This is a genomic window from Mycobacterium sp., assembly GCF_039583785.1.
In the GTDB taxonomy this organism is placed as follows: Bacteria; Actinomycetota; Actinomycetes; order Mycobacteriales; family Mycobacteriaceae; genus Mycobacterium.
On sequence record NZ_JAVKSG010000068.1, the window covers coordinates 1 to 19074 of the forward strand.

The 19074-nt window shown below is 67.1% G+C and carries 18 protein-coding genes and 2 pseudogenes; 12 read left to right on the forward strand and 8 right to left on the reverse strand.

The annotated features are described in order from the left end of the window. From glmU to pth, 7 genes and pseudogenes are all read left to right on the forward strand, one after another. A partial coding sequence (gene glmU / locus ABDV69_RS16920) for a bifunctional UDP-N-acetylglucosamine diphosphorylase/glucosamine-1-phosphate N-acetyltransferase GlmU (protein ID WP_343576450.1) occupies positions 1-1209 on the forward strand: 1209 nt, incomplete at its 5' end. 82 nt (positions 1210-1291) lie between these two features. After that, positions 1292-2272, forward strand: coding sequence for a ribose-phosphate diphosphokinase (locus ABDV69_RS16925; protein ID WP_343576451.1), 981 nt, complete (start codon positions 1292-1294; stop codon positions 2270-2272). A 30-nt stretch (positions 2273-2302) separates the two neighbouring features. After that, positions 2303-2521, forward strand: a pseudogene (locus ABDV69_RS16930) (hypothetical protein); the annotation flags it as partial. Further along, complete coding sequence (locus ABDV69_RS16935; RefSeq protein ID WP_343576452.1) at positions 2518-3162, forward strand: LpqN/LpqT family lipoprotein; 645 nt, start codon at positions 2518-2520, stop codon at positions 3160-3162. The pseudogene ABDV69_RS16930 and the gene ABDV69_RS16935, both read left to right, overlap by 4 nt. A 71-nt stretch (positions 3163-3233) precedes the next feature. Further along, entirely contained in the window at positions 3234-4100 is an 867-nt protein-coding gene (locus tag ABDV69_RS16940; protein WP_343576453.1) for an oxidoreductase, read from the forward strand. Between the two features lie 129 nt (positions 4101-4229). Then, positions 4230-4892: a 50S ribosomal protein L25/general stress protein Ctc gene (locus tag ABDV69_RS16945; RefSeq protein WP_343576454.1), complete on the forward strand. Its 663-nt coding sequence runs from the start codon at positions 4230-4232 to the stop codon at positions 4890-4892. 3 nt (positions 4893-4895) lie between these two features. Continuing rightward, positions 4896-5471, forward strand: a complete 576-nt coding sequence (gene pth, locus ABDV69_RS16950) for an aminoacyl-tRNA hydrolase (protein WP_343576455.1) — start codon at positions 4896-4898, stop codon at positions 5469-5471. Positions 5472-5653: 182 nt separating this feature from the next. Here the strand turns inward: pth and ABDV69_RS16955 are convergent, their stop codons facing one another. The 7 genes from ABDV69_RS16955 to ABDV69_RS16985 form a co-directional block, all read right to left on the reverse strand. Then, positions 5654-6067, reverse strand: a complete 414-nt coding sequence (locus ABDV69_RS16955; RefSeq protein WP_343576456.1) for a PIN domain-containing protein — start codon at positions 6065-6067, stop codon at positions 5654-5656. Positions 6068-6069: 2 nt separating this feature from the next. Further along, on the reverse strand, positions 6070-6309 hold the full coding sequence (locus tag ABDV69_RS16960) for a DUF6364 family protein (protein ID WP_343576457.1): 240 nt from the start codon (positions 6307-6309) through the stop codon (positions 6070-6072). A gap of 240 nt (positions 6310-6549) precedes the next feature. Further along, positions 6550-8184, reverse strand: coding sequence for a fatty acyl-AMP ligase (locus ABDV69_RS16965; protein WP_343576458.1), 1635 nt, complete (start codon positions 8182-8184; stop codon positions 6550-6552). Positions 8185-8456: 272 nt separating this feature from the next. After that, the gene (locus ABDV69_RS16970; RefSeq protein WP_343576459.1) at positions 8457-9413 is read right to left on the reverse strand and encodes a 4-(cytidine 5'-diphospho)-2-C-methyl-D-erythritol kinase; all 957 of its coding nucleotides are present in this window, start codon (positions 9411-9413) and stop codon (positions 8457-8459) included. 23 nt (positions 9414-9436) lie between these two features. After that, positions 9437-10372, reverse strand: coding sequence for a 16S rRNA (adenine(1518)-N(6)/adenine(1519)-N(6))-dimethyltransferase RsmA (gene rsmA / locus ABDV69_RS16975; protein ID WP_343576467.1), 936 nt, complete (start codon positions 10370-10372; stop codon positions 9437-9439). Next, positions 10345-11472 carry a transglycosylase family protein gene (locus ABDV69_RS16980; protein ID WP_343576460.1) on the reverse strand — a complete coding sequence of 376 codons (1128 nt, stop codon included), beginning with the start codon at positions 11470-11472 and terminating at the stop codon, positions 10345-10347. Before ABDV69_RS16980 ends, rsmA begins: the two co-directional genes overlap by 28 nt. A gap of 137 nt (positions 11473-11609) precedes the next feature. Further along, positions 11610-12455, reverse strand: a complete 846-nt coding sequence (locus ABDV69_RS16985) for a TatD family hydrolase (RefSeq protein WP_343576461.1) — start codon at positions 12453-12455, stop codon at positions 11610-11612. Positions 12456-12473: 18 nt separating this feature from the next. Here ABDV69_RS16985 and metG point away from each other — a divergent pair, with 18 nt between their 5' ends. The 3 genes and pseudogenes from metG (at position 12474) to ABDV69_RS17000 (ending at position 15535) form a co-directional block, all read left to right on the forward strand. Then, positions 12474-14015 (forward strand): methionine--tRNA ligase, encoded by a 1542-nt coding sequence (metG, locus tag ABDV69_RS16990; protein ID WP_343576462.1) that lies wholly within the window; start codon positions 12474-12476, stop codon positions 14013-14015. A 113-nt stretch (positions 14016-14128) separates the two neighbouring features. Further along, positions 14129-14245 (forward strand): annotated as a pseudogene (locus tag ABDV69_RS16995) (RNA polymerase subunit sigma-24); the annotation flags it as partial. A 21-nt stretch (positions 14246-14266) separates the two neighbouring features. Further along, complete coding sequence (locus ABDV69_RS17000; RefSeq protein ID WP_343576463.1) at positions 14267-15535, forward strand: aminodeoxychorismate synthase component I; 1269 nt, start codon at positions 14267-14269, stop codon at positions 15533-15535. Here the strand turns inward: ABDV69_RS17000 and rsmI are convergent. Beyond that, the gene (rsmI, locus tag ABDV69_RS17005) at positions 15485-16327 is read right to left on the reverse strand and encodes a 16S rRNA (cytidine(1402)-2'-O)-methyltransferase (RefSeq protein ID WP_343576464.1); all 843 of its coding nucleotides are present in this window, start codon (positions 16325-16327) and stop codon (positions 15485-15487) included. The genes ABDV69_RS17000 and rsmI overlap by 51 nt on opposite strands. Positions 16328-16352: 25 nt before the next feature. On the opposite strand from rsmI, the gene ABDV69_RS17010 reads away from it, so the two are divergent. Then, positions 16353-17903: a phospholipid carrier-dependent glycosyltransferase gene (locus ABDV69_RS17010; protein ID WP_343576465.1), complete on the forward strand. Its 1551-nt coding sequence runs from the start codon at positions 16353-16355 to the stop codon at positions 17901-17903. A 102-nt stretch (positions 17904-18005) separates the two neighbouring features. Beyond that, on the forward strand, positions 18006-18884 hold the full coding sequence (locus ABDV69_RS17015; RefSeq protein WP_343576466.1) for a hypothetical protein: 879 nt from the start codon (positions 18006-18008) through the stop codon (positions 18882-18884). Positions 18885-19074 lie beyond the last annotated feature (190 nt).

Genomic DNA, 19074 nt, shown 5'->3' on the forward strand with positions numbered 1-19074 from the left:
GACCGCCAGCTCGGCACCGGCCACGCGGCGCTGTGCGGCCTGGCGGCGCTGCCCGACGACTACCGGGGCGTCGTCGTCGTCACCTCCGGCGACGTCCCACTGCTCGACGCCGACACCCTGGCCGACCTGGTCGCCGCGCACAACGCCCGCGGCGCGGCGGTCACCGTGCTGACCACCACGCTGGATGACCCGACCGGTTACGGCCGCGCGCTACGAACGCCGGACAACGAGGTGATCGCCATCGTCGAGCAGGCCGACGCGACACCCTCCCAGCTGGAGATCCGTGAGGTCAACGCCGGCGTGTACGCCTTCGACATCGCGGCCCTGCGCTCGGCGCTGAGCCGGCTGTCGGCCGACAACGCACAGCAAGAGCTGTACCTCACCGACGTGATCGCGATCGTCCGGCAGGACGGACACGTGGTAGGAGCCCGCCACGTCGACGACAGCTCGCTGGTGGCCGGCGTCAACAACCGGGTGCAGCTAGCCGATCTGGCCGCCGAACTCAACCGTCGCATCGTGTCCGCGCATCAGCTGGCCGGCGTCACCGTCGTCGACCCGGCGACGACCTGGATCGACGTCGATGTGAGCATCGGCCGCGACACCGTCATCCAGCCCGGCACCCAGCTGCTCGGCGGCACCCGCATCGGCGGTCGCTGCAGCATCGGACCGGACACCACGCTGACCGACGTCACCGTCGGCGACGGCGCGTCAGTGGTCCGCACCCATGGCGCCGACGCCACGATCGGCGCCGGCGCCGTGGTCGGCCCGTTCACCTACCTGCGGCCCGGCACCTCGTTGGGCGCCGACGGCAAGCTGGGCGCGTTCGTCGAAACCAAGAACGCCACGATCGGCGCCGGAACCAAGGTGCCGCATCTGACCTACGTCGGTGATGCCGACATCGGCGAGCACAGCAACATCGGCGCTTCCAGCGTCTTCGTCAACTACGACGGCACATCCAAGCAGCGCACGACGGTCGGCTCGCACGTCCGCACCGGCTCCGACACCATGTTCGTCGCGCCGGTCACGGTCGGCGACGGTGCCTACACCGGAGCCGGAACCGTGGTCCGCGAGGATGTGCCGCCCGGCGCCCTGGCAGTCTCCGGCGGCCGGCAACGCAACATCGAGGGCTGGGTCGAGCGCAAGCGGCCCGGTAGCGCCGCCGCGCAGGCCGCCGAACAAGCACGCCGAGCGCCCGACGAGCCGACATGATGTCCAGGGTGCAGCGGGCCGGCGGCCTGCTACCTAGTATTCGTAAGGCAGTCATTCGATCTGAAGCAGTGAAGGGCGTCACGTGAACAACGACTGGACCGATAATCGCAAGAACCTGATGCTCTTCTCCGGCCGCGCCCATCCCGAGCTGGCCGAGCAGGTCGCCAAGGAGCTCGACACCCACGTCACCGCGCAGACGGCCCGCGAGTTCGCCAACGGCGAGATCTTCGTCCGCTTCAACGAGTCGGTGCGTGGCTGCGACGCCTTCGTCCTGCAATCGGCCCCGGCGCCGGTCAACGATTGGCTGATGGAATCGCTGATCATGATCGACGCCCTCAAGCGGGGCAGCGCCAAACGGATCACCGCGGTCCTGCCGTTCTATCCCTATGCCCGTCAGGACAAGAAACACCGTGGGCGCGAACCGATTTCGGCCCGTCTGGTCGCCGATCTACTCAAGACCGCCGGTGCCGACCGGATCGTGACCGTGGACCTGCACACCGACCAGATCCAGGGCTTTTTCGACGGGCCCGTCGACCACATGCGCGGGCAGAACCTGCTCACCGGCTATATCGGGGACAACTACCCGAACGGGAACATGGTGGTGGTCTCCCCCGACTCCGGCCGGGTGCGTATCGCCGAGAAATGGGCCGACGCGCTGGGCGGCGTGCCGCTGGCCTTCATCCACAAGACCCGCGACCCGCGGGTGCCCAACCAGGTGGTCTCCAACCGCGTGGTCGGCGAGGTGCACGGGAAGACCTGCGTGCTGATCGACGACATGATCGACACCGGTGGCACCATCGCGGGCGCAGTGAAGCTGCTGCACGACGACGGCGCCAAGGATGTCATCATCGCGGCCACCCACGGGGTGCTGTCCGACCCGGCCGCCGAGCGGTTGGCGGCGTGCGGGGCCCGCGAGATCATCGTGACCAACACGCTGCCGATCGGCGAAGAGAAGCGGTTCCCGCAGCTGACGGTGCTGTCTATCGCCCCGCTGCTGGCCAGCACCATTCGAGCGGTGTTCGAAAACGGTTCGGTCACCGGGCTGTTCGACGGGGACGCCTAGATGGCTTCGGCTGCTGGGGGCTCCGGCTCCGCCGGTATCGACGTTCGGGCCGCGGTGCGCAAACGCGAGTCGCTGAACGCGGAGCTCGATCTGGCCGATGCGAGTGACGATCAATCCCCCGCAAGCGGGAGGTGCCCCCAGCTCGACGCGATGGCCGAACATCCCATCCTGATCGAGCGACAGTTTGTCGTCACACCGAAAGGTACGCGGCTGGCTCGTCCGGTCGACGCGGTCCGCGAGATCCTGTGAGGTCGCTGGTACGAGTCGCCGCCATACTGGCGGTGCTGATCGTGTCGGCCGTCGGATGTGGGCCGAAAAGTCCTGACTATCAGTCGATTTGGTCGACGACGCCGACCAGCGCGGCGCCCACCGAGACGCCGGTGCCTTTCTCCCAGTACCTGGAAAGCAACGGGGTGTCCGGGTCGCCGGTCGCGCCCGATCAGGTGCCCGACCTGACCGTGTCGATTCCGATCCCGGCAGGCTGGCAGAAGATCAACCGGGCGAACATCCCGCAGACCACCGAGTTGATCGCCAAGGCCGACAGCTTCCCCAACGCCATGCTGATGGTGTTCAAACTGGGCGGCGAGTTCGATGCCAAAGAGTTGGTCAAGCACGGCAACGACGATGCCCGGCTCGCCCAGAACTTCAAAAAGCTCGAATCGTCGAACGCCGACTTCCACGGCTTCCCGTCGTCGATGATCGAGGGCAGCTACAACCTCGGCAATCAACGGCTGCACACGATCAACCGAATCGTGATCGCGCACGGCGCCGGCAAAAACCCGGACAAATACTTGATCCAGCTCGCTGTCACCAGCCTGGCCGACAAAGCGGTCGCCGATGCGGTCGACGTCGAGACGATCATCCGCGGCTTCACGGTCGCCGCGAAGTAGCTGCGCGCCCGGCCGGTAGCGTCGCCGCACTACTGTGGCCGCACTACTGTGGCCGCACTACTGTGTCTGCCATGACGTTGTGGACCGCCGCAGACCTGCCCTCGTTCGCCGGACGCACCGCCATCGTCACCGGCGCCAACAGTGGACTGGGCGCGGTGACGGCCCGCGAACTCGCCCGGGTCGGCGCGAAGGTGATCCTGGCCGTGCGCGACACCGGCAAAGGCAAGTCCGCAGCGCGCCAGATGAAGGGCAGAGTCGAAGTCCGCCAACTCGACCTGCAGAATCTGTCGTCGGTGCGGCAATTCGCCTCTCGCGTGGACGGCGTCGACATCCTGGTGAACAACGCCGGCATCATGGCCGTGCCGCGCGCCGTCACCGCCGACGGGTTCGAGAGCCAGATCGGCACCAACCACCTCGGCCACTTCGCGCTGACCAATCTGCTGCTGCCGAAGGTCACCGAACGGGTGGTCACCGTGTCGTCGCTGATGCATTACATGGGCTACGTCAGCCTGCGGGACCTGAACTGGACGGCGCGGCCCTACTCGGCGTGGCTGGCCTACGGCCAGTCCAAACTCGCCAACCTGCTGTTCACCAGCGGGCTTCAACAACGACTGCAGGCCGCCGGTTCACCGGTGCGGGCAGTGGCCGCCCACCCCGGCTACTCGCACACCAACCTGCAGGGGCATTCCGGCCACAAGCTGGGTGACGCGCTGATGTCCATGGGCAACCGGTTGGCCAGCGACGCAGACTTCGGCGCCCGGCAGACGCTGTACGCCATTTCGCAGGATGTTCCGGGTGACAGCTTCATCGGCCCGGCGTTCGGCATGTTCGGACGTAGCAAGCCGGTAGGCCGCAGCCCGCTGGCCAAACGCACCGCGACGGCCGACGCGTTGTGGGAGCTGTCCGAGCGTCTGACCGACACCAGATTTCCGCTCTGAGCCGCTGATGCGCTAGCCTGACCGGGCGTCACGGCGAGGGCGGCTACACGAGCCGCCGTTATCGACGAGGACCGACTCAGCGTCGCGACTCCTGGCCGTACCCCGGAATCTCACACAGGAGCGACATCAATGGCTAAATCCCACAACCAGCTTGCCGTCAAGGTACGGACCGAGACCGGCAAGGGCGCCTCTCGCCGGGCCCGCCGTGCGGGCTGGATTCCGGCCGTCCTCTACGGTCACGGTAGCGAGCCGCAGCACTTGGCGCTGCCCGGCCACGACTTCGCCGCCGTCCTGCGTCACTCCGGCACCAACGCGGTGCTCACCCTCGACATCGAGGGCACGGAACAGTTGGCGCTGACCAAGGCGCTCGACATCCATCCGATCCGGCGCTCCATCACCCACGCCGACCTGCTGGTGGTGCGCCGCGGCGAGAAGGTGACCGTCGAGGTCAACGTCGAAATCGAGGGCGACGCCGTCCCCGGCACCCTGGTCACCCAGGAAACCAACACCATCTTGATCGAGGCCGACGCGTTGTCGATCCCGCAGTCGCTGACCGTGTCGGTCGAGGGGGCCGAGCCCGGCACCCAGTTCACCGCCGGCCAGATCTCGCTGCCGCCGGGCGTCAACCTGATCGCCGACCCGGACAGCCTGGTCGTCAACGTCGTCGTCGCGCCGACCGAAGAAGACCTGGATAGCGAAGGCGCCGGCGAGGCGGTCGCGGGCGGCGCACCGGCCGACACGGGCACCGAAGACGAGGGCGCAGCGTCCCACTCCGAGTCCGATTCCGAATAAGCTGTGGCCGGCCCGCAACTGGTGGTGGGTCTGGGCAACCCCGGACCGAACTATGCCCAGACGCGGCACAACCTCGGGTTCATGGTTGCCGACCGGCTCGCCGCTCGGCTGGGCTCAAACTTCAAGGTGCACAAGCGGTCCGGCGCCGAGCTAGCCACCGGCCGACTCGGCGGTCATTCGATCGTGCTGGCCAAGCCGCGCTGCTACATGAACGAGTCCGGCGGCCAAGTGGGTCCGCTGGCCAAGTTCTACTCGGTGCCCGCCGCTGACGTGGTGATCATTCACGACGAACTCGACATCGACTTCGGCCAAATCCGGCTGAAGCTCGGCGGCGGCGAGGGTGGCCACAACGGGTTGCGCTCGGTGGCAAATGCGCTCGGCACCAAGGACTTTCAGCGGGTGCGGATCGGAATCGGCCGCCCGCCCGGACGCAAAGACCCGGCGGCGTTTGTGCTGGAAAACTTCAGCGCGACCGAACGCCCCGAGGTGCCGACCATCTGCGAGCAGGCCGCCGACGCCACCGAGCTGCTGATCAAGCTGGGCCTCGAGCCGGCCCAGAACCGGGTCCACACCTGGTGAGCGGGTCGCAGCTCACGGTGGGTTCTGCAGCTGGCTGCACTACTCAGAAGTAGTGAATTCGGTCGCGGTGCAATATATTAAACCGCTACTTCCGAAGCGTCCGGCCCCGATAAGATAAGTGGCTACGGCCGGATCGGCCCTCGCACCCGACGTGCGTCAGGTCCTCCCGGACAGGTTCGATGTCATGCACGTGTGAACGGATTGGCCAGCCGGACACCCTCGATGACCTGACCGTCGTTGAGGTCCGCCGTCCACAAGGTGTCGCAACGCAATTCGGCGGCGCTGCGGACGATCATGGCGTCCCAGAAGGAGAGCTGGTGCCGATGCGACAGGGTGGCTGCAGCGATGACGTCGTCGGGCAACGGCGAGTGGACACGCCAGCGCACCAGGTTGTTCATTATGTCTCCCGCGATTTCGGGATCGATCATTTCGGTGACTTTGCGGGTCACGTTGACATAGAACTCCTGCAGCACCTGAATGCTTATCGCTCCGCGGCGTTCGCGCCAGAGTCGATCGACGAGCGCGCTGGCCGCTTCCCGCTTTTCGCCGGTCGCGACATAGGCATAGATCAGGATGTTGGTGTCGACGAACTCCATCGTCAGCGTTTGTGAACCTCATCGCGGGACCAGGTGATCGGTCCGACCTGCAGACCGATACCCTCGCGCATCCTCTGACGCTCGATCGCCCACGCCTCGTCGTAGTCACGCACGTCGCCGACGAGGTGCTCAAGCAGTCGCGCGACCAGACTCGAAACAGACATATCACGCTGCGCGGCCAGCACCTTCGCGCGGCGCACCAACTCTTCGGGCATCGAGAGTGTGATGTTCTTCGTTGGCACAGTAATCCAGTGTAGCACTGAATCACAGGGTTCCTGGACACATCTGCGCGGAACGCCCGACCGATGTTAATGGCGGTCGTCGCGCAGCAAGACGTACGCGATCAACCCCACGAGCACGCACCTATCAGCCGACCAAAGTTGACAATGCCCGGACTCCAACCGTTTCTAGCGGCAATGACGACAGTGGCAGCGGCGACACCGACGGGGCCGCCCGGCACAGCCGATGAAGGGCCGTGAACGCTACGTGACCAGGGTGACCGAGTTGGCCCGGCGCAGCTTGCCCGACGACGTCTTCGGGATGGTGCCCGGGCCGAGCACCACGACGTTGCGCGGGCGCACATCGACCTCGGTGACGACCTCGTGGGCCACCTGGTGCTCAATGCGCCGCACCTCGACCGGGTCCTGCCAGGAGTTGGATTCCACCGCGACGGCGAAGGTTTCGCGTGAGTGCCCGGCGTCCAACCGGACCGCGACGGCGCAGCCGATACGCACACCCTCGACGCGGCCGGCGGCGCGCTCGATGTCGGTCGGGTAGATGTTGCGGCCGGCCATGATGATGACGTCCTTGACCCGGCCGCAGACCACCACGTGACCGTTCTCCATCAGGTAGCCCAGGTCGCCGGTGTCATACCAACCGTTTTCGTCCTGGGCCGGCAGGAAGCCGCCCATGGTGATGTATCCGGGCGTCACGCATTCGCCGCGCAGTTCGATGACGCCGACGCCGCGAGCGGGCATCACGTTGCCGTTCTCGTCGACGACGCGAGCCTCGAGGTCCTTCAGCAGCGGACCGAGCGAGGCCAACCGCCGGGTGTGGCCCTTGCTGGACGGAACGGCGCGACGCAGCGCGGCCAGCAGATCGGCGTCCACCTCGTCGACGACCAGGCCGGCGTTGCACTCCGAGAACGACACCGCGAGCGTGGTCTCGGCCATGCCGTACGCGGGCAGGATCGCCGACGGCTTCAGGCCGAAGGCCTTACCCGCGTCCAGCAGGTCCTCGACGTCGGCGGGGTCGACGGGCTCGGCGCCGGACAGCGCGAACCGCAGCGTCGACAGGTCGTACTGGCCGGGCTCGGCCTGCTTGCGCAGCCGCTTGGCGAACAACGCGTAGGCGAAGTTGGGCGCCGCGGTCATGGTGCCCTGGTACTTGTCGATCAGCTTGGCCCACAGCAGGGTGTCGCGCAGGAAGTCCATCGGCGTGACCTTGACCAGCTCGGCGCCGAAGTACATCGGGATGGTCAGGAAGCCGACCATGCCCATGTCGTGGAAGCAGGGCAGCCAGCTGACCATGACGTCGTTGTCGACGTCGTACTCGGCGCCGGTGAACATGGCCTCGGCGTTGGAGTAGATGTTGCGGTGCGTGATCTGGACTGCTTTGGGCGATCCGGTGGATCCGGACGTCAGCTGCATCAGCGCCAGATCGTCTTCGCTGGTCTCGAGCGGGTCGATGGGCTCACCGTCGAGCAGGTCGCCGACGGTAAGGACCTTTACCCCTTTCTCCTCGAGCACCGGTATCGCGACAAGGAACGGCTCGGAGACGATGACGGCGCTCGCCTCGATCATCGCGATGACGTTCATGGTGTCCTCGGCCCACACGGCGAGGTCGGTGCGCGGGGTCGGCTGGTGCAACATGGTCAGGCTGGCGCCCCGCATCCACAGGGCCTGCGCCGTCGGCGCGATCTCCACCGGGAACCCGGCCAGCACGCCGACGGCGTCGCCGTGTCCGACGCCCGCGGCGGCCAGTCCACCGGCGATTCGGCGGGCCCGCTCGTGCACCTCGAACCACGTGTGCCGGACGGGCTCGTGCGGCTCGCCGGTCACCATGCCGCGCGAACTCCGGAGAGCGTTGCGGTACATGTTCTCGGTAAACCTGCTCACGATTGCCTCCTCGGTTCCGACGCCACCGCCCAGCCCTCAATGTTGCTCCTGCTCAAGCACACATCGGGATAGCCGCGCGCCCACAGTTGGGCGGCGATTTCATGTCGAATCGGTGGCGAATAAATATCCCCGCGCAACGTTGCCGTGTCGATACGGGAACGCCCGCCGAGGGGGACGGCGGGCGAAGGAACCAGGCTCGTTGCTTGACCGGTAATCATCACCGTTAGGTATCTTAAACTCCCCTTAAGGAACTGCCAAACTGTGTCGCCGATTCACGCGCCGGCAGCAGGCGTGGGCACCACCCGGGCGCCGTGCACCGGACCGCTGGCCACCCGCACGGTACGGCAGACACCGGCCCCGGAGAGCTCGGTGGCCACATCGACGGCCGAGGACGCCGACCGGCACAAAAACGCGCATGTCGGCCCCGATCCCGACACCAGGCCGGCCAGCGCGCCGGCCTCGACACCGGCCCGCAGCACCCGGCGCAGTGGCGCACTCAGGCTCACGGCGGCCGCTTGGAGTTCGTTGCCCAGCAGCGGCGCCAATTGCTCGGGGTCGCCGGCCGCCAGAGCGGCCAGCACCGGGCCGGCCTCGTCGAGACGCGGCGGCGCCCCGACCTCGCGCAATCTATCCAGCTCGCGGAAGACTTTCGGGGTCGACAGTCCGCCCTTGGCGAAGGCCAGCACCCAGTGAAAAGTGTCGCGGGCCAACACCGTTGCAAGCTCCTCGCCGCGACCGGCACCCAGCGCGGTACCGCCGTGCAGGGCGAACGGCACATCGCTGCCGAGCTTCGCGGCCAAGGTGTGCAGATCGCGTCGGGGCACGCCGAGCTCCCACAGCGAGTTGAGCGCGACCAGCACCGCCGCTGCGTCTGCGCTACCGCCGGCCATTCCACCGGCCACCGGAATGCTCTTATCGATCATGATCGACACATCCGGCGAGCGGCCGACGTGCTCGGCCATCAGTTCGGCCGCCTGCCAGGCCAGATTGCGCTCGTCGAGGGGAAGCTGGTCGGCGCCCTCGCCGGTGATCTCCAGCGAGAGCACGTCGGCATTGCGGACGGTGACCTCGTCGACCAGTGACACAGCGTGGAACACCGTCGTCAGCTGGTGGTAACCCGTTTCCTGGAGATCCCCGACCGCCAGATACAGGTTGATCTTTCCGGGCGCACGGACGGTCACCGCGCCAGTGGGCACCCATTGAGCTGCGGTGCTCCCGTCAATCGGCACCGCACGAGACTATCGCCCGCCGGTCAGCTCGCCGATGCGTGGCGCTGAGCTCGGCCTCGCGGGGCCGCGTCGCCGACGTCTCCCGAACGTTGGTAGAGCCGGACGAACTCGTCGACGGTCAGCGTCTCACCACGGCGGGCCGGGTCGATGCTGGCGGCCAAGAGGCGGCTCGCCGACTCGTTGCCGGAACCGGCCCACTCGACAAAGGCGTTGCGAGATGTCTTGCGCCGCTGCGCAAATGCGGTATCGACGAGCTTGAACACGTTCTGGCGGAAGGCAGCGTCGGTCGGCCAGGGCGGGCGGGCGTACCGATCGATGCGCACCAGACCGGAATGGACCCGCGGGACCGGCCAGAATACCGACGGCGACACCGTGCCGTGCCGGCGAACCTGCCCGTGGAAACGGGCTTTGACGCTGGGCACGCCGTACTCCTTGCCGCCCGGTTCGGCGGCGAGCCGCGCGGCGACCTCGGCCTGCACCATCACCATCACCGTTGCGAGCGTGGGAAATTCGGCGAGCAAGTGCAGGATGGCCGGGACCGCGACGTTGTACGGCAGATTCGCCACCACCGCCGTCGGCGCGGAAGCGAGATCGTCGGGGCCGATGGACAGAACATCGCGGTTGATCACCGTCAACCGCTGACTCTGGCAGTGCGAATGCTCGGACACGGTCTGCGGCAGTCGCTCGGCCAGCACCGGATCGATCTCGACGGCGCTCACCGTGCAACCGCGGTCCAGCAGCGCAAGGGTGAGCGACCCGAGTCCGGGTCCGACTTCCAGCACGTGGTCGTTGCGGGTGACGCCGGATGCGGCGACAATCCGGCGCACGGTGTTGGCGTCGTGGACAAAGTTCTGCCCCAACGATTTACGCGGCCGGAGTTCGAGTTCTTTGGCTAGCCGCCGGATTTCGGTGCGCCCAAGTAACTGGATGGTCAGCGCGCACCCGCTCGTCCACTGCAGACCGGCCATGCTCCCCAGCCCTGACGGGCGCGCGTCACCTCGGCGACGGCGATCTGCTCTTCCCGGCTCGCCATGTCGGCGCGCGGGGCGAACCGCAGACCGCCGTTGCGCTCCCAGGTGCCCTGGTCGAACTGCACCCCGCCGTAATAGCCGTTTCCGGTGTTGATCGCCCAGTTACCGCCGGCTTCACAGCGCGAAATGGCGTCCCAGACCGCGCCGTTTCCGACATTCGGCACTTCGGTGCCTGGCTTGGTGCCGACCCGCACGACCGCCTCGCGGGCGGGTGCGATGACGTGGCTGGCCACCGGCAGGCGGCCCGTCTCGACGCCGTTGACCTTGGACACCGCGTAGGTCATGTCCTGGCTGCCCGCGGAGCCCTTGTCCTCGACGATCTCTTTGCTCATGTTCATCTGCGGGTCTTCGATCCGGCGCCGCGGCGGGTCCAGCGGAACCCGTTCGGTGATCTTCTCGATCCGCTTGCGAATCACCTGGATGTGCATGCCGTCGATCACCGGCGTGCCGGCGCCCGGCATAACCAGGTCGCTCTGCAACAGCGGCACGCCGAGGCCGGCCAGCAGATCGCCGACCCGGGCCGCGGCCAGCCGGACGTTGCGTACCTGACCGCCGTCATCGAGTTCGACGGTCTTGGCGCTGACCACCGGCAGCGCCATGCCGGCCAACGGGACACGGCTGCCGCGCGAGGCTGCCGCCGGCGCGGTGTCGGTCATCGCCAGCTGGGCGAGCGCCTCGTCCACCGTGGAGGCCGTCGTCCAGACCTGCTGGGTGTTCTGGCCGTCCAGCGAGATCTCCAACGGCCGGCTGCGCCGCAGCACGATGTGGGCGGCGTCGTGGACCCGCTCGCCCGCGGCCGGGTACAAATCGTCACGATCGCCGACCGCGAACCCGTTTTCGGAGATGATGTCGATCACCCGCGACTTCATCGTGGTCACGGTCATGGCGGTGCCGTCAACACTCAGCGTGACGGTCTTGTGGTCGGCAACTGCGAAGGCTCCGGCGCATGCCATGACCAGCAAAATGCCCGCGACCAGAAGACGAAGAGCCGAAGACGGAGCCTGATGAAGTTTCGTAATAACGTTCAACGCGCGTGTATCCCCGACCTCAACCATGCGAGTAACAAATCAAAGGGGGCCTTGAAGGCCACCCGCCGTTTCGATAACAGGACGGTAACGAAAAGCCCTACCCAGAGCAACTCGGGCCAGGCCACATTAGCGGAGTTCTAATCCGCCGGCGGCAACCGGTAGGCCCGCCGCGCGTTGCGCGTGGTGATCTCGGCCAACTCCTCCGCGGGCCGGCCGAGCAACTCCGCGAGCGCCCGCACGGTGTAGGGCAGGCAGTACGGTTCATTGGGCGCGCCGCGATACGGGTGCGGGGTCAGAAACGGCGCGTCGGTTTCCACCAGCAGCTGTGTCACCGGAACCAGTGGGACGGCTGCGCGCAGCTCACGGGCATTTTTGAAGCTCACCGTCCCGGACAGGCTGACCAGCCACCCGGCGTCGGCGCAGGCGCGCGCCAACTCCGGGCCGGACGAGAAACAGTGGAAGATCACGGACTCCGGGGCGCCCTCGGTGTGCAGCACGTCGAGCACCTCGGCGTCGGCGTCGCGGTTGTGGATCATCAGCGGTTTGCCGGACCGCTTGGCCAGGTCGATGTGCCAGGCGAAGGCTTCCCGCTGCACGGCCGGATCGGCGCAGCCATCGAGCCTGCCCGGCCAGTACAGGTCCAAGCCGGTTTCGCCGATCGCCACCACCCTCGGGTGCGCCGCCAGTCGCTCGATCTCGGCGCGGGCGTCGTCGTTCAGCGCGTCGGCGCGGGTGGGATGCAAGGCCACCGCGGCGAAGACGCGGGGGTCCCAGTCGGCGGCCTGGGTCGCCCAGCGCGCCGACGCCAGGTCGTCGGCGATGGTGATCACCGCCGTCACACCGACCGCAGCAGCGCGATCGACGATCGTGCGTACGTCCTCGGCGTCGGTCGCGCCGCAGGCGTCCAGATGGGTGTGCGCGTCGATCAGCGGGCTCAGCCGGGGCGGAGCGGGCGGCGGCGGACGTTTGGAACCCACGCGCACACCATAGGGTGCATCTTGATGAAGCCGTATTACGTCAGCACCGCGATCACCTACCCGAATGGCGACCCGCATGTCGGGCACGCCTACGAGTACATCGCCACCGACGCGATCGCCCGCTTCAAGCGCCTCGACGGCTTCGACGTCCGGTTCCTGACCGGCACCGACGAACATGGCCTCAAGATGGTCGAGACCGCCGCCGCGGAAGGGATCACGACCGCAGAGTTGGCCAAGCGCAACTCCGATGTGTTCCAGCGCCTGCAGCAGAAGCTGAACATCTCCTTTGACCGGTTCATCCGCACCACCGACGCCGACCACCACGAGGCATCCAAGGACATCTGGCGGCGGATGCAGGCGGCCGGCGACATCTATTTGGACACCTACTCCGGCTGGTACTCGGTGCGCGACGAGCGGTTCTTCGTCGAATCCGAGACCGCGGTCGTCGACGGGATCCGGATCGCCGTCGAGACCGGCACGCCGGTCACCTGGACCGAGGAGCAGACCTACTTCTTCCGGCTCTCGGCGTACGCCGAGAAGTTGTTGGCGCACTACGCTTCTCACCCGGACTTCATCGCGCCCGAGGTGCGACGCAACGAGGTGGTCAGTTTCGTCTCCGGCGGCTTGCGGGACCTGTCCATCTCGCGCACCTCCTTCGACTGGGGGGTGAAAGTCCCCGACCATCCCGACCATGTGATGTACGTCTGGGTCGACGCGCTGACCAACTACCTGACCGGCGTGGGCTACCCGGACACCGAATCCGAGCTGTTCGAACGCTACTGGCCGGCCGACCTGCACATGATCGGCAAGGACATCATCCGATTCCACACCGTCTACTGGCCCGCGTTTTTGATGTCGGCCGGAATCGAGCTGCCGCGGAGGGTCTTCGCACACGGATTCCTGTTGAATCGCGGCGAGAAGATGAGCAAGTCGGTCGGCAACATCGTCGACCCCGACACTCTGATCGACACGTTCGGGGTGGACCAGGTGCGCTACTTCCTGCTGCGCGAAGTGCCTTTCGGCCAGGACGGCAGCTACAGCGAAGACGCGATCATCGCCCGGATCAACGCCGACCTGGCCAACGAGCTCGGGAACCTGGCCCAGCGGTCGCTGTCGATGATCGCCAAGAACCTCGGCGGCGTCGTGCCGACACCCGGCGAGTTCAGCGCCGAGGACACCGAGCTGCTCAGCCTCGCCGACGGCCTGCTCGAGCGGGTGCGCGCCGAGTTCGACAACCAGGCCATGCATCTGGCGCTGGAAGCGATCTGGCTGATGCTCGGTGCGGCGAACCGGTACTTTTCCGCGCAGCAGCCGTGGGTGTTGCGCAAGAGTAATTCCGAGGCCGACCAGACCCGGTTCGCCACCGTGCTCTACACGACGTGCGAGGCGGTGCGCATCGCGGCGTTGCTGGTCCAGCCGGTGCTGCCGGATTCTGCCGGCAAGCTACTCGACCTGCTCGGCCAATCGCCCGAGCACCGCAGCTTCGCCGCCGTCGGCACCCGACTGGAGTCCGGCACCGCACTGCCGGCGCCCAGCGGGGTCTTCCCGCGATACCAGGTCGACTAGATCAGCCGAATGCGAACGGTCACCCGCCCGTTCGCATCTCGGTGGGCGACCGCATGCCCGGCACGGTCGATCCCGTCCAGCGTCAGCGACATCGGAGCGCCTTCGCCGAGAAGTTGGAGGCCGTTGTCACCGTCGAGATCGTCGACGGCAAGATCAGCAACTTTTACGCGATGCGCAACCCCGACAAGCTGGCGGCCGTCACGACGGCACACAAAATCAGCCGCGGGTGAGATTTCTGCCAAGCTAGGGGCGTGCGAATCGACCGGCTCGGCGACCTGGGCAGCCCCCACGAGGTGCTGCGCGCCGTCGGCGACGCGACGACGCGGCTGGATCTACCATCACCGGCCGCGCTGACCGGGCAGTGGTTCGGCGCACTGGCGGTGATCGCACCGAGCGTGGCGATCGACGCGATAGACGCCGCCGACGCATTCGACGTGCGACCCGGCTCGCACAGCACCACGGTCGGCGGGGGCTGGATCGGCTATCTGTCCTACCCCGACCCGGGCACTGACGGTCGGCCCGCGCGGGTGCCCGAGGCCGCCGGCGGCTGGACGGACTGCGTGCTGCGCTGCGACCGCGACCGGCGGTGGTGGTTCGAAAGCTTGTCCGGCGCCCCGATGCCCGGCTGGCTGACCGAGGCGCTGACCACGTCCGTGTCGGCGCGGGCGTTCCGGATCGACTGGGACGCCGCCGACCGCGCGGCGCACCGCGCCGGGGTGCTGTCCTGCCTCGAGGCGATCCGGGCCGGCGAGGTCTATCAGGCCTGCGTGTGCACTCAGTTCACCGGCACCATCGCCGGGGATCCACTGGACTTCTTCCTCGACGGCGTGGCCCGCACCGCGCCGGCCCGGGCGGCCTACGTCGCCGGCGACTGGGGTGCGGTCGCATCGCTGTCGCCGGAGTTGTTCCTCTGTCGCCATGGCGATTTGGTGACATCGAGCCCGATCAAGGGCACGCTACCGCTGTACGCCCCCCCGTCGGCGCTGCGCGCGTCGAGCAAGGACGTCGCCGAGAACGTGATGATCGTCGACCTGGTTCGTAACGACCTGGGCCGGGTTGCGGTGACCGGTTCGGTCACGGTTCCGGAGTTGCTCGTCGTGCGGCCGGCGCCGGGCGTGTGGCATCTGGTGTCGACGGTGTCGGCGCAAGTCCCGCTCGAGTTGCCGACGTCGGCGCTGCTCGACGCCATGTTCCCGCCGGCGTCCATCACCGGGACGCCCAAACTGCGCGCCCGCGAGCTGATTTCGCAGTGGGAGCTGTCTCGGCGCGGGATCTATTGCGGCACAGTCGGTTTGGCGTCTCCGGTGGCGGGATGTGAGCTGAACGTTGCGATCCGCACGGTGGAATTCGACGCGGTGGGTAACGCGGTGCTGGGCTCGGGCGGCGGGATCACCGCCGACTCCGACGCCGACGCCGAGTGGGAGGAATGCCTGCACAAGGCCGCCCCGATCATCGGGGCGGGTGTCGCCTCAGGCGCGGGCCCGGCTCCGCAGCACCGCGTCGTAGAGCTCACGCCGTGACGGCGCTCCCGGCGTAGCGGCAAACACCTGTGCGCAGGCGTCTTTGACGCCCATGCCGTCGTCGACCAGAGCGCTCACCTGAGCCACCATCGTCGGCAGATCAGCGTGCAGCACCGCCCCGGCCAACACGACGGTGATCTCGCCGAGCACGCCGTTGGCGGCCCAGGCCGCCAGCTCCTCCAGCGATCCGCGCACCACTTCCTCGTGCACCTTGGTCAGCTCGCGGCACACCGCGGCGCGGCGGTCCCCGCCGAGCTCCCTGACCGCGTCTTTCAAGCAGACCTCAAGCCGCCGCGGGGATTCGAAGAACACCGCCGTGCGCTGCTCGGACGCCAGCGACGCCAGCCAGCTGCGGCGCGCACCCTGTTTGCGTGGGGAGAAACCCTCGAAGCAAAACCGCTCCGACGGCAGCCCGGACACCGCCAGCGCGGTCGTCACCGCCGACGGACCCGGTAGGCACTGCACCGTAATGCCCGCCGCCACACAGGCCACCACCAGCCGGTGGCCCGGGTCACTGATCAACGGCATCCCGGCGTCGCTGACCACCAGCACGGTGGCGCCGGCGCTGATCTGCTCGACCAGCGCGGGCACCCGGGCGGCCTCGACATGGTCGAAGAAACTGACCACCTTGCCGCCGATCACCACGTCGAGTGCCTTGGTCAGGGTGCGCAGCCGTCGGGTGTCCTCGGCGGCGACGATGTCCGCCGTCGCCAGCGCCTCGATCAGCCGCTGCGACGCGTCGGACGGCTGACCCAACGGCGTCGCACCCAGCAACAGTCGGCCAGCGGTCATGCGCCACAGCCTACGATCGATCCCGATGACTACCGCCCTGACCGACGAACTCGTCGCCGACGAGGAAGTACCGGTGATCAGCCCGGGCCCGCTGGCCCCGGCGCCCGATTTCGGGCCCGTCGACCGGCTGCAGGGCTGGGTGGTCACCGGCGTGGTCACCGCGCTGGCGGCACTTAGCAGAACAGTGAACCTCGGCTCGCCCACCGATGCCGGAACCCCGATCTTCGACGAAAAGCATTACGCGCCGCAGGCCTGGCAGGTGCTGCACAACCACGGGGTGGAGGACAACCCCGGCTACGGGCTCGTCGTGCACCCGCCGGTGGGCAAGCAGCTGATCGCGATCGGCGAGGCGCTGTTCGGCTACAACGGGCTGGGGTGGCGATTCACCGGCGCGATCCTCGGCACGATCATGGTGGCGCTGGTCGTGCGGATCGTGCGGCGGATCAGCCGATCGACACTCGTCGGCGCGATCGCGGGCCTGCTGGTCATTGCCGACGGGGTCAGCTTCGTGGTGGCGCGCACCGCGCTGCTCGACGGGTTTCTGGCGTTCCTGGTGCTTGCGGCATTCGGTGCGCTGATCGTCGACCGGGATCAGGTCCGTGAGCGAATGCATGTCGCGTACGCGCAGGGCCGCATCGACGAGACGGTGTGGGGGCCGCGGCTCGGAGTGCGGTGGTGGCGCTTCGGTGCCGGCGTATTGCTCGGGTTGGCCTGTGGCACAAAATGGTCCGGACTGTATTTCGTGGTGTTCTTCGGCCTGATGTCACTGGGATTCGACGTCGCGGCCCGCCGGCAGTACCGGGTGCTGCGACCGTGGCTGGGCACGGTGCGCCGCGACCTGTGTCCAACGGCCTACGCACTGTTGATTATTCCGTTTGGAGTGTACCTGGCCAGCTACGCGCCGTGGTTCGCCTCCGAGACGGCGATCGATCGCCACGAGGTCGGCCAGTCGATCGGAGCACGCTCGAATTTCCCTCTGCCCGACGCGATTCGCTCGCTGTGGCACTACACCGCCAACGCGTATCACTTCCACGCCGGCCTGACGAATTCGGCGGGCAACTACCATCCGTGGGAATCCAAGCCGTGGGCGTGGCCGATGTCGCTGCGGCCGGTGCTCTACGCGATCGATCAGCAGAACGTTCCGGGCTGCGGCGCGCAATCGTGCGTCAAAGCGGTGATGCTGGTTGGCACACCGGCGATGTGGTGGATTTCGGTGCCGGTGCTGCTCTACGCCTGCTGGCGGATGCTGGTTCGCCGCGACTGGCGCTACACCGCCGTTCTCGTCGGCTATTGCGCGGGTTGGCTGCCGTGGTTCGCCGACATCGACCGGCAGATGTACTTCTTCTACGCCGCAACCATGGCGCCGTTCCTGGCGATGGGAATCGGGTTGATCCTCGGCGACATCCTCTACAAACCCAACCAAGGCGCTGAGCGCCGAAGCCTCGGGCTGATAGCGGTGTCCTGTTATGTCGCAATGGTTTTGACGAACTTTGCCTGGCTGTTCCCGGTGCTCACCGGTCAACCGATTTCGCAGGACACCTGGAACATGGAGATCTGGCTACCCAGCTGGCGTTAACTCTGGGCGTCAAACAGAAGCCAGGGCTGTAATTCTCGGTTATCCACAACCCTGGCTTCTGACTGGTGACGCTGACGGCCCGAGCCCAGCATCATCGAGCCCATGGACGTACCCATCGTGGGCAGCGAGGCGATAACCAGTCGCGCGCTTACCCGCGGACAACTGCGCTGGAATCATCGGTCGATATTCCCTGACGTCTACATTCCGAAATGCTCAGACCAAACGCTGGAGCTCACAACCGTCGGCGCGTGGCTCTGGTCGCAGCGGCGGTCGACAATAACCGGCCGGGCTGCCGCAGCACTGCACGGTGCTCGGTGGGTCGACGAGTCTGCACCGATCGAGATGCTCTGGCGAAATAATCATTGCCCGCCCGGCATCATCGCTCGCGACGAGCGGTTCGCGCCAGACGAAGTCATGTCGTTGCGCGGCCTCAGGGTTGCCACGCCGGCTCGGGTCGGCTTTGATCTCGCCCGCCACCTGCCGGGGGCGACGGCCGTCGCCCATCTAGACGATCTCGCCCGGGCAACGCGAATAACGAGACGGGACTTGATAAACCTCGTCGATCGCTACCCGAGGGCCCGGGGAAACAAACGTGCACGACCGCTGATCGACATGATGGATGCCGGCTCGGAATCGCCAAAGGAATCCTGGTTGCGGCTTGTCCTGATCAGCGCCGGACTTCCAGCGCCCACCACACAGATCCAGGTAACCGACGGTCCGTTCCTGGCCTACCTCGACATGGGTTGGGAAACTCCGATGGTTGCCGTCGAGTACGACGGCGACCACCACCGCTTGGACCGAAGCCAGTACGTGAAGGACATTCGCAGATTGGACATACTTGGACGTCTCGGCTGGCATGTCGTACGCGTGATCAAGGAAGACCGTCCACACGACATCATCGAACGGGTCTCGCGAGCCCTGACGCAACGCGGCTACGCACTGTCGCCGCGAAACAGAAGTCAGGGTCGCGGTGCCGCGTAATTCACTGCCGTAGTTTCTGTTTCGCGATCAAAAATCAACCCAACTCGCACGAGGCTCGCAGCCTCGGCGAATAGGTGATGTCGCCGCACTCGCATTCCCACGTGGTGTGTCGACCCCGCCCGCAGGAGCACGACCTGCTTCCGACCATCATGTGTCCGGGCAGCAGCCAGTGACCCCGCGCGCATCGGTA

What these genes read in the sequence shown, in the direction of transcription:
- ABDV69_RS16945 (WP_343576454.1), top strand. Translation starts at nt 4,230, where the DNA reads ATGGCTAAATCCCACAACCAGCTTGCCGTCAAGGTACGGACCGAGACC.
- ABDV69_RS16955 (WP_343576456.1), bottom strand. Translation starts at nt 6,067, where the DNA reads ATGGAGTTCGTCGACACCAACATCCTGATCTATGCCTATGTCGCGACC.
- metG (WP_343576462.1), top strand. Translation starts at nt 12,474, where the DNA reads ATGAAGCCGTATTACGTCAGCACCGCGATCACCTACCCGAATGGCGAC.
- ABDV69_RS17015 (WP_343576466.1), top strand. Translation starts at nt 18,006, where the DNA reads ATGGACGTACCCATCGTGGGCAGCGAGGCGATAACCAGTCGCGCGCTT.
- ABDV69_RS17010 (WP_343576465.1), top strand. Translation starts at nt 16,353, where the DNA reads ATGACTACCGCCCTGACCGACGAACTCGTCGCCGACGAGGAAGTACCG.
- ABDV69_RS16940 (WP_343576453.1), top strand. Translation starts at nt 3,234, where the DNA reads ATGACGTTGTGGACCGCCGCAGACCTGCCCTCGTTCGCCGGACGCACC.
- rsmI (WP_343576464.1), bottom strand. Translation starts at nt 16,327, where the DNA reads ATGACCGCTGGCCGACTGTTGCTGGGTGCGACGCCGTTGGGTCAGCCG.